17 protein-coding genes and 1 tRNA gene are annotated in these 17,654 nt (G+C 44.6%); 12 read left to right on the top strand and 6 right to left on the bottom strand.

The features are described from left to right. Positions 1-192 precede the first annotated feature (192 nt). From DESPCE1_RS0109550 to DESPCE1_RS0109600, 11 genes are all read left to right on the top strand, one after another. Complete coding sequence (locus tag DESPCE1_RS0109550; RefSeq protein WP_014793797.1) at positions 193-654, top strand: tRNA (cytidine(34)-2'-O)-methyltransferase; 462 nt, start codon at positions 193-195, stop codon at positions 652-654. A 72-nt stretch (positions 655-726) separates the two neighbouring features. Further along, on the top strand, positions 727-1,773 hold the full coding sequence (locus tag DESPCE1_RS0109555; RefSeq protein ID WP_014793798.1) for an MraY family glycosyltransferase: 1,047 nt from the start codon (positions 727-729) through the stop codon (positions 1,771-1,773). A gap of 44 nt (positions 1,774-1,817) precedes the next feature. Then, positions 1,818-2,519: a metal-dependent hydrolase gene (locus DESPCE1_RS0109560; protein ID WP_019850331.1), complete on the top strand. Its 702-nt coding sequence runs from the start codon at positions 1,818-1,820 to the stop codon at positions 2,517-2,519. A 219-nt stretch (positions 2,520-2,738) separates the two neighbouring features. Continuing rightward, positions 2,739-2,945, top strand: a complete 207-nt coding sequence (locus DESPCE1_RS0109565; protein WP_014793801.1) for a small, acid-soluble spore protein, alpha/beta type — start codon at positions 2,739-2,741, stop codon at positions 2,943-2,945. A gap of 134 nt (positions 2,946-3,079) precedes the next feature. Beyond that, positions 3,080-4,393: a DRTGG domain-containing protein gene (locus DESPCE1_RS0109570; protein WP_014793802.1), complete on the top strand. Its 1,314-nt coding sequence runs from the start codon at positions 3,080-3,082 to the stop codon at positions 4,391-4,393. A 235-nt stretch (positions 4,394-4,628) separates the two neighbouring features. Further along, complete coding sequence (locus DESPCE1_RS0109575) at positions 4,629-8,117, top strand: DNA polymerase III subunit alpha (protein WP_019850332.1); 3,489 nt, start codon at positions 4,629-4,631, stop codon at positions 8,115-8,117. Between the two features lie 27 nt (positions 8,118-8,144). Further along, positions 8,145-8,636: a pantetheine-phosphate adenylyltransferase gene (coaD, locus tag DESPCE1_RS0109580; RefSeq protein WP_014793804.1), complete on the top strand. Its 492-nt coding sequence runs from the start codon at positions 8,145-8,147 to the stop codon at positions 8,634-8,636. Between the two features lie 223 nt (positions 8,637-8,859). Next, positions 8,860-9,060, top strand: a complete 201-nt coding sequence (locus tag DESPCE1_RS0109585) for a hypothetical protein (protein WP_011459626.1) — start codon at positions 8,860-8,862, stop codon at positions 9,058-9,060. 2 nt (positions 9,061-9,062) lie between these two features. Beyond that, positions 9,063-9,980 (top strand): acetyl-CoA carboxylase, carboxyltransferase subunit beta, encoded by a 918-nt coding sequence (gene accD / locus DESPCE1_RS0109590; protein WP_019850333.1) that lies wholly within the window; start codon positions 9,063-9,065, stop codon positions 9,978-9,980. After that, a complete protein-coding gene (locus tag DESPCE1_RS0109595; RefSeq protein WP_019850334.1) occupies positions 9,980-10,939 on the top strand; it encodes an acetyl-CoA carboxylase carboxyltransferase subunit alpha in 960 nt (319 codons plus the stop codon). Before accD ends, DESPCE1_RS0109595 begins: the two co-directional genes overlap by 1 nt. Before the next feature lie 68 nt (positions 10,940-11,007). After that, positions 11,008-11,094 (top strand) — tRNA-Leu (locus tag DESPCE1_RS0109600). 516 nt (positions 11,095-11,610) lie between these two features. On the opposite strand, the gene DESPCE1_RS23990 is transcribed toward DESPCE1_RS0109600, so the two are convergent. Beyond that, positions 11,611-11,739 (bottom strand): hypothetical protein, encoded by a 129-nt coding sequence (locus DESPCE1_RS23990; protein WP_019850336.1) that lies wholly within the window; start codon positions 11,737-11,739, stop codon positions 11,611-11,613. 447 nt (positions 11,740-12,186) lie between these two features. Between DESPCE1_RS23990 and DESPCE1_RS0109620 the strand changes: the two genes are divergently transcribed. Then, positions 12,187-12,840, top strand: a complete 654-nt coding sequence (locus DESPCE1_RS0109620) for a hypothetical protein (protein WP_019850337.1) — start codon at positions 12,187-12,189, stop codon at positions 12,838-12,840. A gap of 278 nt (positions 12,841-13,118) precedes the next feature. Here the strand turns inward: DESPCE1_RS0109620 and DESPCE1_RS0109625 are convergent, their stop codons facing one another. From DESPCE1_RS0109625 to DESPCE1_RS0109645, 5 genes are all read right to left on the bottom strand, one after another. Further along, on the bottom strand, positions 13,119-14,195 hold the full coding sequence (locus DESPCE1_RS0109625) for an SPOR domain-containing protein (RefSeq protein ID WP_019850338.1): 1,077 nt from the start codon (positions 14,193-14,195) through the stop codon (positions 13,119-13,121). Positions 14,196-14,532: 337 nt separating this feature from the next. Then, a complete protein-coding gene (locus DESPCE1_RS0109630) occupies positions 14,533-14,922 on the bottom strand; it encodes a TM2 domain-containing protein (protein ID WP_019850339.1) in 390 nt (129 codons plus the stop codon). 305 nt (positions 14,923-15,227) lie between these two features. Next, a complete protein-coding gene (locus DESPCE1_RS21850) occupies positions 15,228-15,863 on the bottom strand; it encodes a hypothetical protein (RefSeq protein ID WP_019850340.1) in 636 nt (211 codons plus the stop codon). 371 nt (positions 15,864-16,234) lie between these two features. Continuing rightward, positions 16,235-16,756, bottom strand: coding sequence for a hypothetical protein (locus DESPCE1_RS21310; RefSeq protein ID WP_019850341.1), 522 nt, complete (start codon positions 16,754-16,756; stop codon positions 16,235-16,237). Then, positions 16,753-17,556: a sulfite exporter TauE/SafE family protein gene (locus DESPCE1_RS0109645; RefSeq protein WP_019850342.1), complete on the bottom strand. Its 804-nt coding sequence runs from the start codon at positions 17,554-17,556 to the stop codon at positions 16,753-16,755. Before DESPCE1_RS0109645 ends, DESPCE1_RS21310 begins: the two co-directional genes overlap by 4 nt. Between the last annotated feature and the right edge of the window lie 98 nt (positions 17,557-17,654).

The following is a 17,654-nucleotide window of genomic DNA, read 5'->3' on the forward strand; positions in this document are numbered from 1 at the left end:
AGGATAAGAAATGAAGAAGGGGAGAGGACTCTTGAAAAATATAATATCACGAAAGCACTCTATTGTTAACGTTCTTCGGGCAGAATCCGCCTGGTTTTTGGACAAATTCATAAGACAATCTTGGGCATTTTTAAGATTTGGGGTATAATAGAGTGATGATTTATCTCGCATTGTGAAAGGATATGTCTATTCATGCTAAATATTGTTCTAGTCGAACCAGAGATTCCGCCCAATACAGGCAATGTGGCAAGACTTTGCGCCGCTACGGGAGCTACCTTGCATCTGGTCAAACCCTTAGGTTTTGAAATAAGTGATAAACATTTAAAACGAGCCGGATTAGATTACTGGGATATGCTGGATATTAGAGTCTACGAGAACTATGCCGAATTCGAAGAAAAAAATCCGGAGGGTCCCCGGTACTTAGCGACTACAAAAGCACAACGCCTCCATACGGATATTCAATACCAGCAGGGAGGGTATCTTCTCTTTGGTAAAGAAACCAAGGGACTCTCTCCGGAAATTCTGGCACGGTATCCGGAGTCGACCCTTCGCCTTCCCATGATTGCCGGCGCCCGGTCCTTAAACCTTTCCAATTCAGTAGCTGTGGTAGTGTACGAAGCCTTGCGTCAGTGGGGGAACCCGGAACTCATCTAGGATCCCATGCCGTAAGGAGAGTAATATAAGCAAATCGTGGGTATAGTATTGACTTACTCTGGAGGAAAAGAAATGACGTTTGCTTTAACATTTGCTATCGCCTTAATCATCGCGATCATAGCCACTCCTTTGTCCATGAAACTGGGAAGACGTTGGGGAGCCATCGATTACCCTGGAGGTCGCCGCGTTCATAAAACCCCTGTTCCACGTATCGGCGGAATTGCCATCTACGCGGCTTTCTGGATCGCCGTTATTCTTATGGGTATTTGGGATCGGCAGATTTGGGGACTGTTTTTTGGCAGTACCATCATTGTCATCGTAGGAGTTGTGGACGATATATTTGACCTGCGCCCCATGGTTAAATTGGTATGGCAGGTTGTTGCGGCAGCTCTTTTGATTTTCTTCGGTTTTTCTATGAATCAGATTTCTCTTCCTATAATAGGGGTGAAATTGGATTTTGCGTCCATTGGTTTAGGATGGCTGGGCCTGGTCTTAGCGGTCTTTTGGATTGTGGGACTGGTTAATACAGTGAATATTTCCGATGGTTTGGACGGTCTGGCCGCAGGGATTTGCTTTGAAGCAGCACTTCTGCTTTGCTGGTCTGCGATCCGCATCAATGAAGTAGCAGAAGCACATCTTACCCTGGCTTTGGCGGGGGCGGCCTTAGGATTTTTATTTTTTAATTTTCACCCTGCCCGGGTGTTTATGGGTGATTCCGGGAGTATGTTTTTGGGATATATTATCGGTGGAATCTCCATTATGGGATTGCTGAAAACGGCCACTGTCCTGGGATTGGTTTTTCCTCTCCTTGTGTTAGGCATGCCTTTGACCGATATGACCTTTGCCATTATCCGCAGAAAATTGCGAGGCCATTCCATCGCCACGGCGGATCGGGGACATCTTCATCACCGCTTGTTGGATGCGGGCCTCAGTCAGCGTCAGGCTGTGTTATTGCTCTATGCCATGAGCGGGTGCTTTGGGATGGCGGCTGTTTTAGGAGCCTTGGGATCCTGGATTTGGGCGGCTGCTTTATTGACTGCCGATTTTGCTTTGTTGATTATCATTTTGATGCGTCGTACTACATTACTCACTGCCATGAGCCGCAGACATAGCAAATGATAGAATAATGAGTGTTGATGAGCTAACCTTAAGGAGTGGTAACAATGGAAATTCGCTTTCATGGCCATGCTTGCTTCGAAGTGATTGGAGAGAAGGGAAGAATCCTGATCGATCCTTTCCTGAGCGGGAACCCTACAGCGGATGTGGGGCCGGAACATTTCACTCACCTTGATGCGATTTTGGTTTCCCATGGGCATTCCGATCATTTGGGGGATGCTATCAAGCTTTCTCAAAAGACTGGAGCTCCCATTATTTGTGTATTTGAGCTGGCCCGCCTATGCGCCAAGTATGGGGCTAATACCCATGCCATGCATATTGGCGGTAAACATACCTTTAATTTTGGAACGGTACGTTTGACTCAAGCTTTACATGGATCTGTGTTTGAACCGCAAGGGGAGGAAGAATCCTTCATTTATGCCGGTGTTGCCTGCGGATTTTTGATCCAAATGGATGGTAAGTGGATTTACCATGCAGGGGATACGGGGCTTTTTGGGGATATGGAGCTTATCGGACGGCGACACCCCTTGGAAGCGGCCATACTGCCTATCGGAGATAATTACACCATGGGCCAGGAGGAAGCGGTTTATGCCGCTACCCTTTTAAGGCCAAAATATTTGATTCCCATGCATTATAATACTTTCCCCCTTATTCAACAGGACCCTCAAGAGTTTATTGAACTTCTGAAACGAAAGTTCCCTGCCAGCAAAGGGGAGATTTTAGCGCCAGGTGAGTCGCTTATAATTTAAAAAGTTGTTGTTTAATACCTACCATACAGGGTGGGTATTTTTTATTGGTGTTTCGGAGAAACTCTCTTTAAGGAGTTGATTCACAATGACACGAAGACCTTGTACTGCCAATTGTTATTACTACGTTGAGGGTCGCTGTCGCTTAAAACAACAACCCATTGAAAAAAGGCATCTCTGTCCGTATTTTGATGAACAAGGGATGAGCAGGGGGATGATGTGATGAAAGGGAAAAACGTTAAGCTGAAAAGAACGGATCCTCTGGAAGGGTTGAAAATGGAGATTGCTGCGGAATTAGGCCTTATCGATCAGGTTCGTATCAAGGGATGGCATTCTCTTTCCGCCAAAGACGCAGGAAAAATCGGCGGCTTAATGACTCAGCGGATGAAAAGCAGGAGTCAACAGGAAAACGGGAATCTTCAGGATTAGCCTGGTTTTGAATTATATAACAGTAACAGATTCGACAAAATATTTTTCAAAATGACGAGGAATATGCCTTTCAGACCACCAGATGTGGTATAATTGAGTCTGAAAATCGCTTTATAAAGTAGGGAGCGTTACGATTGAGTCAGACGAAACATCAACAAATTTTAAGTTTTATTGAAGGCCTTACTATAGGGAGCAAGGTATCTGTACGCTTTATTGCCAAAGAGCTGGACGTCAGTGAAGGAACCGCTTACCGGGCAATTAAAGAAGCAGAGAATAAAGGGTATGTTCGTTCCATCCCCAAAGTGGGGACGATCCGCATCGAAGGAGCCAAGGAACGGCGTATTGAAGATTTAACCTTGCGTGAAGTCTCGCAAATTGCGGAAGGGATTGTACTCTGTGGCTTTGAAAGTCTGGACAATTCCCCCAATAAGTTTTTGATTGCAGCTATGGAATTGGATGCCATGGAGAGGTACTTAGAAGACAATTCTTTGTGTATCGTCGGAAACCGTCACGATGCCCAATTGCTTGCCTTGGAGAAAGGCTCACCTCTCTTGATCACCGGAGGGTTTGAACCTCAAGAAGATATTCTTCAATTGGCCAAAGAAAAACATCTCACCATTATTCAGTCCCCTTATGATACCTTTGCTGTGACCACCATGATCAACCGTGCCCTTTACGATCGTTTGATTGAAAAGGAGCTCATTTTGGTTGAGGATATTATGGTCAAGGATGTTAATTATTTGACCACCCTTGCTACAGTGGGAGATTGGCATGATCTTTCCCAAAGAACAACCCATAGCCGCTTCCCCGTTGTCAACGAGGAGAATATTGTGGTCGGCATGATTACAGCCATCGATGTAGCCGGGGCAGAGATGAATACTTCCGTGGTGGAAGTGATGAATCCTAATCCTTACGTGGTGGGCAGGGAAGACTCCGTGACCCATATTTCCCGGATTATGCTTTGGGAAGGGTGGGAGATTGCCGCGGTGGTTGACCAAGGGGCGCTGATCGGCATCATCAGCTTGCAGGATGTTCTGGAAGCTTATCAGCAGATCCAGAAGCAGCCTCAGTTCGGGGAAACCGTGGATAATTTGATTTTAAGCGGCTTCCGCTATGTGGAGGATCCCGAGTATCTGACTATCGAAGGTGAGATCACCCGGTTTATGGTCAACGAATTTGGCTCTGCCAGTCCCGGAGTTTTGGTAACTTTAATGAATATGGCCGGATACATCGCTCTGCGAAAGCAATATCGACTAGATGCGATCACAGAGAACTTTACCTTCTATCAATTGCAGCCCATCCCTGTAGGGACGGAAGTTCGCATTACCGTCAAATTACTGCTGGTGGCGAAAAAACACTGCAATATTGAGATTGATCTCTACTCCAATAACCAGCTCTTGGCTAAAGCACTGATGACCGCAAGAATGGGCGATAAAAAGGTTTCTTAATTTAATGGGGAAAGGCCTTGAGTTATCAAGGCCTTTCTTTCATAATGGGGATAGTGTAGTGACCCGCTCACATTTCGCCAAATAACTTGTCTGAATTTCCATCTGCTGCGTTGTCGTCAATCGGCGTAGCACCACTGCGCCTCATTCCTCCGCCTTGCAGACTGAAAATTCATCCTGCGTTATTTGACTGAAAGTGAACGTGTCACCACACTAGTACGAAAAGGAGGCCTGAAATATGGGATTTGTTCACCTCCACGTCCATACAGAATACAGCCTTCTTGACGGGGCGGCCCGGATTGAAAGACTGGTTAATAAGGCCGTCGAGCTGGGGATGCCGGCAGTGGCTATTACCGATCACGGCGTCATGTATGGAATTATTGATTTTTACAAAGCCTGCAAGAAGGCCGGTATTAAACCCATCATCGGCTGTGAAGTCTATGTGGCCCCTCATCGGCGGACGGAGAGAGTGCCGGGCCGGGATGATAACAACCGCCATCTGGTGCTGCTGGCTGAAAATGAAGAAGGGTACAAAAACCTCATTAAGCTTGTGTCCACGGCTCATGTGGACGGCTTTTACTATAAGCCCCGGGTGGACAAGGATATCTTAAGAAAGCATAGCCGGGGACTCATTGCCTTAAGCGCTTGTTTAGCGGGGGAAGTCTCGGAGTATCTCATGAATAATCAGCTGGAAACAGCGGTGCAGAGTGCCCTGGAGTATGAAGAGATCTTCGGCAAGGGGAACTTCTACTTGGAAGTTCAAAACCATGGGCTGGAGGAGCAGCAGCGGGTTAATACGGGAATGTTTGAGGTTCAGCGGCGAACAGGAATTCCTATGGTTGCCACCAACGACGTGCATTACGTCAGGAAAGAGGATGCCTTTATCCAGGATGTGCTCATCTGCATTCAGACCGGGAAGAACCTCACCGATTCCAGCCGTATGAGCTTTTCCAGTGAGGAGTTTTTCTTGAAATCGGAAGCGGAGATGAGCCTGCTTTTCGGAGAGCATCCGGAGATTCTGGAGAACACGGTCCGGATCGCGGAACGCTGTCAGGTGGATTTCAAATTTGGTGACCATTATTTGCCGGTCTTTGAGGTTCCGGAAGGGTATACCCTGGATACTTACCTGAGGAAAAAATGCTATGAAGCTTTTCCGCTTTTCTACCCTAACCAAAAAGCCGAAGAGAAGGAACGGCTGGACTATGAGCTGGACGTGATCTCTCAAACGGGATTCTCCGGTTATTTCCTGATCGTGGCGGACTTTTGTCAGTATGCCCGGGGGAATGGTATCGCTGTAGGACCGGGCCGGGGTTCGGCGGCCGCCAGTATGGTCGCTTATCTGATGGAAATTACCACTGTAGAGCCCATGCAGCATGATTTGCTTTTTGAGCGGTTTTTGAATCCGGAGCGGGTAAGCATGCCGGATATTGATATAGACTTTGACCCGGAAGGCCGGGAGCGGGTGATCAGCTATGTCACGGAGAAATACGGCTCGGACAAAGTCTGCCAGATCATCACTTTTGGAACCATGGGAGCCAAAGCGGCCATTCGTGATGTCGGTCGGGTGCTGGGAATTCCCCTTGCCCGGGTGGACAAAGTGGCTAAAGCCATCCCCAGCGATTTGGGGATGACCTTGGAAAAAGCCCTGACCGTCTCTCCCGATCTGGTGAAGCTCACCGAAGAGGATGGGGAGATTAAAAAACTCTACGAAATCGCACGTTCTATCGAGGGAATGCCCCGCCATGCTTCCACCCATGCGGCAGGTGTGGTGATCGCCAAGGATTCCCTGGACACCTATATCCCCTTGCAAAGGACTTCCGACGGGGGCTTCACCATGACCCAATTCCCCATGAAGACGGTGGAAGAGGTGGGGCTTCTCAAAATGGACTTCCTGGGGCTGCGCAACCTGACCATCATCCAGGAGGCTTTGAAGCAAATTCAGGGGAATCGGGGGGAAGTCTTGGATCTGCAGAGTCTGCCCCTGGATGACAAAGCCACCTTCGATATGCTTTCCCTGGGCAACAGCACCGGCGTTTTCCAGCTAGAAAGCGGGGGGATGCGCAATGTCCTTAAGGAACTGAAGCCTTCCTGCTTTGAAGATATCATCGCGGTGGTAGCTTTATTCCGTCCCGGCCCCATGGAGCAGATTCCTGAATTTATCCGCCGCAAGCACGGCGGGACCGTCTCTTACCTGCATCCTATGCTGGAGCCCATCCTGAGAAGCACCTATGGAGTTATCGTTTACCAGGAGCAGGTTATGCAGATTGCCCGGGATTTAGCAGGTTATTCTCTGGGACGAGCGGATTTGCTCAGGCGGGCGATGGGAAAAAAGAAAAAAGAGATCATGGAAGAAGAGCGGCAAAGCTTTATCTATGGTTTGCAAAGCCCCACCGGGGAAGAGATTATCCCCGGCGCCTTAAAACTCGGTCTTACGGAAAAGGAAGCCGAGGAGATCTTTGACTTGATGGCCAAATTTGCCGAATATGGCTTTAATAAAGGTCATGCCACGGCCTATGCGGTGATTGCGTATCAAACGGCTTACCTGAAAGCCAACTATCCTCTGGAATTTAATGCGGCTTTAATCAGCACCGTCATGAATTCGGCGGACAAAGTGTCCTTTTATATTCATGAAGCCCGGCAAAGCGGGATCAAGATACTCCCTCCGGATGTTCAGCATAGTCTGGTGGGCTTCAGCATCGAAGGCCGGGGCATTCGCTTTGGCTTAGGAGCGATCCGCAATGTGGGTGTCAATGTGGTGGAGAAGATTATTGAGGCCCGCCAGGAGGGTCCTTTTGAATCTCTCTATGATTTCTGCATTCGCGTGGATGCGAAGGTTCTGAATAAGCGGGTCCTGGAAAGCTTGCTGAAAGCCGGGGCCTTTAACTCACTGTGTAAAAGAGCTCAAGGGCTTTTAGCCCTGGATTCTGTCCTGGAAATGGCTCAACAGCGCCAGAGGGACAAGGAAAGCGGGCAGTTTTCATTGTTTGATTTCGGAGACTCTATGGATGAAGGGATTGACCTCCCTGATGTCGAAGAGTATTCTCCGCGAGAACTCCTCACCATGGAAAAAGAATACCTGGGTCTTTATCTCAGCGGTCACCCTCTCGATAGCCTTCTTCCCAAATTGAGAAATGCTACTTCAGAGGATATTTTGAGCTGTCTCGAAGGAGATGAGGAAAAGAAGGTCATCCTGGGTGGAATCGTCACCGGCTACCGTACCACAGTGACCAAACGGGGGGAAATGATGGCCAGCTTTGTACTGGAGGATTTAACCGGAACCATAGAAGTTTTGGTGTTCCCACGGATTTTTGCTCAAAGTGCCCGGTTGACGGAGGATCAGGTCGTGGTGGTTGAGGGAAGATACACTATCCGGGATGATGAACGCAAGATTTTTGCGGAGCGTATCACGGACTTGGAGAATGCAGCAGAGAGGGCACAACCCACAGGACATAAGGAATATGGGAAAAAGCCTTTAAACGCCAAGGGAGTGCCTTCCCGGAAACTTTACTTAAGATTTCCCTACGAAGGGACCCCCCTTCTTGAAGAGACTCTGCCGATACTACGTCATTATTCGGGAACCCATCCGGTGCTCTTCTTTTTTGAGCAGGATAAAAAGCTGGTTCAAGGGAACCGGGAACTTTGGGTGAATGATTTAGAGGAATTGGTTCAGGCCTTGTCAAACATACTAGGGGAAAGCAATGTCGTATGGAAAGTCCATACTATGTAAAAATCCATAGAAAAAGGAGCAGGGGAAGTGCGAGTAGCAATTTATCCAGGAACATTCGATCCTGTGACTAATGGGCATTTGGATATACTTAAAAGAGCAACGGAATTTTTCGATGAAGTCATCGTTGCCGTAGCTGTGAACAGCAATAAAACCACACTTTTTTCCCTGGAAGAACGTATTCAGCTTTTGGAGACTGCTGCTCAAGAGCTGTGTCAGGTCAAAGTCAAAGGTTTTGAAGGACTGACTGTGGAGTTCGCCAGACAATGCGGGGCTAATGCCATCATTCGGGGCTTAAGAGCCATGCAGGATTTTGAGTACGAATTCCAATTAGCCCTGATGAATAAAAAGCTTGCCTCAGATATTGAAACTATTTTTCTTATGACTCAGAGTGAATTCTCTTTTATCAGTTCAAGCTCCATCAAATGGGCCGCCAGCTTAAAGGGGAACATCAGTGAATTTGTTCCGGCCCATGTGGAGCAGGCTATCTACGAGAAATATCACATGGAGATAAATGAGTAGAAATTAATTTTGACGATGAAGGTCAGGTATGGAGTACAGTATCTTGCCCAGAGATTAAAATGCTCGTCAATACGGGAACTTACGTAGGCGGACAGGCTTTCTTGCAAGATGCTTTTTCCTGTGTTATTATGAAAAATAGTATCTGGTCTTTAAATCTATAATAATGGTATTTGACATACAGAACGAGGGGTATGTTTCTCTTTTTGAACAAGGAGGATTTGCCATGTGGACCGTTATTTATATTGCACCTAATAAAGCAATTGCCGAGAAATATAAAAAAGCCCTTTCTGAAGAAGGAATGCTGGTGCAGCTTCGACCGATCGGTTCAGCTCATCTGGGAGATCACGCATCTGTAGAGATCCTGGTCCCCGAGTCAGAGGCGGAAGAAGCTCATGAAATTATTACTAGCTATATGGGGAGCTAGATATGCTAAAAGATATATTCCGTAAAAAACGAAAATACGCGACCCTAGGTTCGCTCCCTTCTAAAAATCCGCTGGAAGGGGAGCGGACTTATTTAGCTGAGCCTCTCATAGAACATGAATCCCCTCGTAAAGAGCTCCCTGACGGTCTCTGGGTGAAGTGTCCAAAATGCGGCGAAGTATTGTTTAATAAGGACCTGGTGGAGAACCAACGGGTCTGCACATCCTGCGGCTATCATTTTCGTATCCCGGCGCGGGAGAGACTTGAACATTTAGTGGATCCCGGGACCTTCGAAGAATGGGATAAGGAGCTTCACACGACGAATCCTCTGGAGTTTCCCGATTACCAGGATAAGCTGGAGGAAGCTTATAAGAAATCCGATGTTTCAGAATCCGTACTCACTGGCCAAGCCAGTATTGAAGGAATCCCGGTGGTACTGGCCTTCAATGAGGGGAATTTCATGATGGGTAGTATGGGCTCTGTGACCGGGGAAAAGATTGCCCGTGCAGTTGAGCGGGCTATCGAATTGCGTTGCCCAGTGGTTATTTTTTCCACTTCCGGCGGAGCGCGCATGCAGGAGGGAATCCTCTCCTTATACCAAATGGCCAAAACCAGCGCGGCCTTAGGGCGCTTGGCTGAGGAGCGGCTGCTCTACATTTCCGTACTGACAGACCCCACTTTCGGGGGAGTCACAGCCAGTTATGCTTCCTTAGGAGATATTCATATCGCTGAACCGGGGGCTTTGATTGGTTTTACCGGTCCCCGCGTCATTAAGCAAACCATGCGTAAGGAACTTCCGGAAGGTGCTCAGACTGCCGAATTTAATCAGATGCACGGACAGATTGATTGTGTGGTAAAACGGGAAGAGATGAGAAAGGTTCTGGGGCGTTTGCTGCGTTATCATCAGGAAGGGGCAGTTTGATGGCTCAACACTTTGATTTTGAAAAGCCAATCCTTGAGCTTGAACACAAGATCGCTGAGCTTCAGGAATTTTCCAAAGAGAAGGATATTAATCTCTCACCGGAAATCTCCAAGCTCATGCGCAGACTGGTACGATTAAGAAAAGAAATTTACGGCAACCTGGAACCTTGGCAAAAGGTTCAGATTGCCCGTCATATGGAACGGCCAAATTTCTACGATTACGCCCCCTTGCTTTTTGAAGATTTCATGGAATTTAAAGGAGATCGTCTCTTTGCCGATGACAAGGCCATCGTGGGCGGTATCGCTACCTTTGAGGGGATTCCCGTAACGGTGGTTTCCCATATCAAAGGGAGGGGCACTAAGGAGAATATTCAAAGAAACTTTGGTATGCCCCATCCGGAAGGATATCGGAAGGCTCTCCGCTTGATGGATCAAGCGGAAAAATTTCGCAGACCGATCCTCACCTTTATCGATACTCCCGGTGCTGCCTGTGACCTTGAAGCAGAGGAACGGGGACAAGGGGAAGCTATTGCCCGTTGCTTACAGGCCATGGCGGGTTATAGCGTTCCGATTATTTGCACCGTGATCGGAGAGGGAGGCAGCGGCGGAGCCCTGGCTTTAGGGGTGGGGAATACGGTCTTGCTGCTGGAGAATTCCTTCTACTCGGTCATCGCCCCGGAAAGCTGTGCCTCGATTCTCTGGAAGGATCCGGGCAAAGCCAAGGAAGCGGCATCCGCTCTGAAATTCACAGCCCAGGACCTATTTGAACTGGGAATCGCCGACGGCATTATCAAGGAGCCCTTAGGAGGAGCTCATCGGAGCGTGGAGCGGACCGCCGAGGAAATGAAGAAGGTCATTGCCCAAGCCCTCCTGGACCTTCGCAAAGTCTCTCCGGATGAACTGAGAGCTATGCGCTATGAAAAACTTATGAAATACGGAGAATTTGAAGAGAAGGCTTGACACATTTTTAATCTTTATGCTATTATATCTAAGTCACCTGTTGCCTAGGTGACCTGCTCAAGCAGTATGCGAGTGTGGCGGAACAGGCAGACGCGACGGTCTCAAAAACCGTTATCTTTACGGATGTGTCGGTTCGATTCCGACCACTCGCACCAAACTAAAAACCAATCCCTGCAAGCATTGCGGGGATTTTTTTATTTTATCAAATGATAAAAATTAGGTGGAACAAAACTGGAACATCTGATTTAAGAAAAGGTCAGCCCTTTGGGGTTGGCCTTTTTTAGCATTGTTCGACGTGTTAGAGCTACTAAGTCCAGAGGAGCGCAGATTAGTAGAGTTAAAATATTTTCAGGGGTGGTTGTCAGATTATGGTGTGCGGGAAGGTGTTTATGAGTAGGCCAATCTATTACCAGAAAAAAGCGGTGATTATAAAAAAGTTTGCGATACATTACGGCATGATAGCGTAAGACTATTTGGAGAGACTCTTCATGGAAAAGTGTCACCTTGTCCTCGTAACATGCATAGATTATATCAGGTCCGCTTAGCTAACCTTAATCCTAAACGTATTAGTGTTCCCTCTTTTCCATTTAAAGCGGCTAGGTGAAATATATACTAGCCGCATATGACAACAAAAAGGCCAGGGCAATTCGCCTGGCCTTTCTTTTATCGATTTAGAAGATTACGCCTAGAGCAATCAGGATAAGAATTGCAATAGCAATGATCCCAACGCCGACAAAACTGCCCATACCGCCACCAGGGCAACATGCGCCGCCCATTCCGAAAGAACCCATTCCGTACATGACATGACCTCCTTCCAATTATTTTATTTATTTATGCTTAGAATACGATGCCCAACGCAATGAGCAAAAGAATGATTACAACGACGATTGCAATACCTTCGAATCTCTCTTCACGACGTTCACAGCCTCCGTCAAAACCAAGTGCCATTTGAATTCCTCCTTTACCCGAAGATACTATAGCTTATGATTTGCCTAAAGAAATTGCCACAATATGGGAATATACAAGGCGGTGATGCAATGTGCAGACTATATGATCGAAAAAACCTTAGAGATAGAGCGCACAGTGGACGAGGAGATTTAGGGAAGAGGCAGATCAATAAAGTTGCACGCGAGTTAGCGAGACAATTGCAAGAACTGTACATTAACTCCATATTGTAAAAAGTTGTCTGAGATGTTACGATATAGAACATAATATGCATAAATTGGAAGCGGAGGGTGGGTTGAGTTTTGAGAAAATTTTTAAGTATTTTGCTGATACTAGTTTTTTGTATGGGTTTACTGACTGGCTGTGGTGGTACCAGCAGCACTAGCGATTCGATAAAAATTACCAATGGATACGACACATCCAGAACAAAATTCAAAGAATATTTTCTGTTATATCCAAGCGATTTTATCAATAGTTTTAATAGAGTAATCGGCGAGAAAGGGTACCAACCCCTTGCTCCGTTGAAAAACTCTTCTGACACACATATTATGTATTCCGATAATGGAGAGACATGGAGCATTGTAGTTGATTTAATCGGTGAGGAGAATAGCGTATATGACATCGACAGCAATGCGGCAGGGCGCGTGACGGAAATAGAGTTAAGTCTTTTTTCGGACAGTGAAGAGCGAGCGAAGAAAAACGGAGACTTCATTTATGAGCTAATTAACCTATTCAATCCTGGGATGCAAGAGGAAATATGTAAAGAACTATATGTATTCGATAAGGCGCCAGAGGGAACAGATAGTTTAAGAAGGGTTATATGCGGTAATGTGTTATATTCATTCCTGTATGACGAAGGTAATGAAAAATATAGCAGCTCATCGTTCATAATAATGCCTGCTGAAATAGAGTATAATCCAGAACAAAAGCCAGCAGCAGTTAAGCCGACCGCATAGTGGGGGTGAGCAAGCGTCCTAACTCCCTATTGAATATTTGCGATCTGTCAATCAAGGCAATAACAAAACCTATGACATGGAATATATGAAGGAATTAAGTTCTCGGCTTTATATGTAATTGATAAAGATCAAATATATCTTAACGCCGGCCATGCATGACCAGCTCGAAGCAAAACCTCCTCCCACACCGGTAAAGGTGAGAGAGGAGGTTTTTTATGATCCATGTAAAGCGGGTTTGCAGTGTAGCTTACTGTACTCTCCTTTTAGCATACAGTTATTTATTCACCACCAAAAGATTTGATAATAATACTATCTGCATCTGATGTTCCTTCGGCTGCTGTTCCTTCATCAATTGTATAGTTACTATTTTCTTGGGTGAACTTTTTTATGGCTTCTCTTTCTGCTAATTCACGATCTAGAGCTGTATTGCCAGTCGGACCGCCCGAATAGGTTTGATCCTGGGGGACTTCAATAATATGAACGGTAGGATTAGAAATACTCTCGAAATATTTTGGAGATGCCCAATATTGACCATTATATTTAACAACATCTCCCCTAGATATAGCATTAAGTAATATAGACATATCACCAGGATTATATGGATACCATCCGCTTGTCTCGGGATTAAAAGCCTGAGACTTGGCAGGGGCGGGCTCTTGGATTGAGGGAGCGGTCTTGGCGGGTGCGGTTTGAGGGGGTGGTTCAGCAACCGTAGGTTGAGGAGCTGGCTCAGTAGTAAGAGCAGGCGTATCGGTGTTGGCATCCTTGGCAGTAACTTGGTCTGGATAAGTGGATGTTTTAATTATGGATCCGGTTGAGTTGTTAATAATATTTGTCTTGACTGCGATTTCGCCTGGCTCAACACCGTTAAAGCTTTGGTACATCAGGCCTGAGAGTGTAAAACCTAATAAACTAATTTGGCTCAACTCGGTAAACTGTGTTGAGTCTACTTGGACATTTATTTCAGTGTAATCCTTATTAAATTCGATCTGCTTAAATATCTTTTTATTTTCCTCAGATGCTAAAAATTCTGTTGTCATATCATTTATGGATTTGGCCAGGTCATCCATCATTTCGCGGTGCTGTGTTTTGCTCATGATATAGGTAATAGTTCCATCGCTGTTTTTGACGACATCATGAACACCTTTACCAAGAGCCTCATTCTTAATTGCTTCGAAATCCTTTCCTTCAAAAAACGAAGTGGGGAGATTCACTTTTACATCGAACAGCTCCTTTTCGACGACTTTTTTCTGCTCAGGCCCAGCTTCAGAGTTAGAATCGGCTGTGGTTTTTGAGCACCCTAACAGAGATGATGCAATGAATATGGTCAAGACGTATACTAATATTTTTTTCATATGGACCTCCCTTAATATTTTTAGTTATTATTCAATAGTAATCAGTTCTTTAATAATTAGTTCGTTCCTTCTTTTTGACAGAGGGTTATTTTTTTCGTATAGATCCCATATCTCTAGGGCTAAATGTATTTGAAATATTTGATAGTAGGAAAGCAAAAAGGCACCAAGGAATAATCCCGGTGCTTGTCACGTTTATGGGGAAAGGGGCGTATAGTGTAGTGGGTGCTGGATAACAGCCATCGCTTAAGCCTTTCCTTTCTTGGAAGCAGAAACCCGGTGCAGTTTGAAAGCGCTGGGCTTCTGCTTTTTTATATGTTTGTCATACTCTGGAGAGCTTTTAGGCTGTAAAGCCTTTAATTGTTTTTGCTTCAATTACCTCATACACTTTCCTCAATTGTTTAGGTATGGTAAATAGATCGACCAGAAGAAATATCCCGACAAGGATTAAGCAAAGTAATCCAAATGTGCCAACTCCTAAGCCTGATTGCCCGCCTTCGGCTAATGCCGCAGTGCCTCCCGTTAGCATAGAAACCCAACCAATAATGCCTAGAGCTAAATAGGCGATTCCCCATTTTGTGTTACCGATGTAAAATTTATGGATGCCGAGTGTGCCGAAGAAGAACCAAAGTACATAGGCCAGACCAGTGCTTTTTTTGTGCTTCTCCATTTCGCTGTTGAGAATTGAGAGTTGTTTTTCGGTAAGGTTCTGTTTCTCTTGGATTGACATGATAACTCCTCCTTAAATTTCGGAATAATTCCAAAATTATAATTCATCACAATATTCAAGTTTCCTGCTTTTCGACAAAAGGTTATGTTATTCGCATGGATTCAACCCTTGCTTTTATGGTGAAATGAGGGCAAATTGGGGACGACATCCACCTCAGACCATATTAATTCACACTAATCCATACTAGACTTAAAGAAAAATACTGGGGTTAGATAAATTTCTGCCTATCTATAGTAAGTAGATTTCAATTTATGAGGAGTAGGAATCTGGTATGGTGAAGTCAGGTTTCTGCTTTTTCTAATGCTTTAGTTTAATTTCAATTTTGCACCACTAAGTTTTAAATATTGACCATCCTGTACTGTGATATAGGATTCACCTGTAAGGTTATCGTTTGATACAATAGACATTAAATCGTGAGTGCTATTGCTGCTGACCTCCACATAGCCCATACCTTCAGGAATAACTTTATATTCTCCGGCAGGAATATCTACTCCAACTTTGTACATTCCTTCGGGTAAAAAGCCATCCTTAATCTCGACCTTAGGAGCACCGGCAAAGGCATAGGCTTTGCACCCCTGGAGTTTTAAGTATTGCCCGTCTTTTACAGTAACAATTGATCTGGTATAGAAATTATCATTTGCAATGATGCTATCCAGTGTACCTTTTGAGTCATTTGCAACTTCAAAGTAGGACATGAAGCTATTTGACATTAGTACATATTCGCCAGCGGGGATATCGGTACCAACTTTATGCATCCCGTCTTTATAGGTCTTAACGGCAGGTTCAGCAGGAGGGGTAGGTACTTGCTGGGGTTCCTCTTTTTGTGCAGGCGTGTCGGCCTTAGGTGTTTCAACTTTCTGAGGTGCACTGGAGTCTGAGCTACACCCAACCAGTGTAATTGCAATCACTGCGGACATGATAAGATAAAATACCTTTTTCATGATAGACACTCCTTTTTATCATTATGTATATTGTTTTAACGAGTTTTCAATGAGTATAAAAATATTCCTCCTTTTCGACAGAAGGTTACATTATGTAGGCAATAGAAAGAACATGGCATCATTGTGACACCATGCTCCGTAAAAAGTGGAACAAGCATTTGATTCAAAAACACCCCTAAATTAACTTTTTTATACCCAATACCGAAATCTTAAAACCTTTGCAATCACTGTACTCATGAATAAGTCTAACTAAACGACACATGCTGGGTCGCTCTCAAAAGCCGTTATCTTAACGGATGTGTCGGTTCGATTCCGACCACTCGCACCATATCTGATCATAACAACGGGTTTGAACGATTTGGGTTTTTCGTTCAAACCGTTTTTTGTTTGCAGCTAAGATCCTCAAACCGTTTTGCGAAGTCTGCGCCTATTTTAAGTATTAGAAAGATTAAAAGGCGGTACGTTCTAATCTCGGCATCAGTTATCTGGTTATCGGCTAGGAGGCCGTGTAAAATACCGTGTAGTGTTTGAAGCGAGTATGTTAAATCATCGTAGTATTCACTCGAAGATTGCAGCTTGGAAGCCAACCAAAAAATATCATCTATTTCATCTTGTGTGAGAATGCCGTCGTTAAGTGCTGAATCGATTATCGGCAATAACTCATTAAAAGGATGAAATCTCTCGTACTGGCGGTAAAAGTTACACCAATGAACAAGCTCATTAAACTCGTCTTTAGTAACAATGCCATCTATTGTTATTCCTTTTAAGATGCCAATGAGGTTATTGAGTATCTTATCCATCTCTGATTTTCTGGTGTATTTCCTAAATTCCATCTGATCGTAATTGACGATCTCTTCAAAACCTGTCGGAAGGCAAAATCCGAAAGGAGTCAATTATTCCACAAAACTTGAAATATTAATAAAACTAAAATAATAGGCAACAATCGTTCAAGATATTTTGCTGAAATATAGGGGAGCAGATTCAATCCCAACTGAGAACCAATAATAGATCCGATTGTAATCGGCCATACATAGCCCCAATTAATAAATCCCGTTAGATAAAACCAAATAAAGGCGCCGCTACAACTTGAAAATATCAAGACTCTCGTATATTCCGCTGCTTTTAAATATGAAAACCCTCGTTTTAAAAAATACAGAATACTCATGGTAGAGGAACCTGGACCAAATCCACCATCATACATGCCTATTAATAATGGCAGTATAGTTAGTTGTCGTTTGGAAGTAGAATTTTGCATTTTAGACGCTACAAATTTTTTTCTTTTCACTGTTATGACTAGAGTAAACAAAAGAAAGATACATGCCACAACATTCATGACTTCTGTTGAAAGTTTAACCGTCACAAAAGCACCAAATACTCCACCATAGAACGCAGTATATAACAACCACCATATATTCTGTAGTGTAATTTTTCTTTGGTAAAGCAGTGTCATAACGTTTACAAAAGCCGCTAATCCTGAAGAAAATTTATTTGTAGCAACACTCGTTTGTACAGGAATTCCTAACAACATCATTGCAGGTAATGTAATCAATCCACCTCCGCCGTATAATGTTCCTACAATGGAAGCTAAAAAACCGATGATAAATAATAAACTCATTACATGAGATGGTTCATACGAGTAAAAGAGAATAAATGAAAAGACAGAAAAAATGCTATAAACTAAACTCGCTTTCATATGACACCTCTTCCTTACTATACATAATAGGCAGAGGTTAATCATTAATATAATATATAATTATTCGATACTCATAAATTAATTTTATATAAAGGAGG

Source organism: Desulfitobacterium sp. PCE1, from assembly GCF_000384015.1.
In the GTDB taxonomy this organism is placed as follows: Bacteria; Bacillota; Desulfitobacteriia; order Desulfitobacteriales; family Desulfitobacteriaceae; genus Desulfitobacterium; species Desulfitobacterium dehalogenans.